The organism is Bradyrhizobium sp. USDA3010 (assembly GCF_056429065.1).
On sequence record NZ_JBWJZD010000154.1, the window covers coordinates 1 to 273 of the forward strand.

1 protein-coding gene is annotated in these 273 nt (G+C 66.7%); it reads right to left on the reverse strand.

What is annotated here, in order from left to right:
- Window positions 1–273 (reverse strand): transposase (locus AC066Y_RS43365; protein WP_478279154.1); only part of this gene is annotated, 273 nt, incomplete at both ends.

A 273-nucleotide genomic window follows, 5' to 3' on the forward strand; every position in this document is an offset into this window, starting at 1 on the left:
CCTTTCTGGCGAGCGGCTTCGTGCCGGCTAGCGCGAAGATGTAATCGACGCCGTTTTGCTCGCAAAAAGTCATCGCCTCGGGGCCGGCGTAATGGCTGTCGCCGCGGAAGGTGATACGCGTATCGGGCCAGCGCCGGCGAATGCGCCGAACCAGGCGGCGCAGGTGTGCCCGCACCTCGCGGCCGCTCGGCGTCTTGCCGGGGCGCAGGATGACCGCAACAGGCCGGCTGTGCTCGGTGTCGTAGACGTGGATCGGCAGGAAGCAGTGTTCAT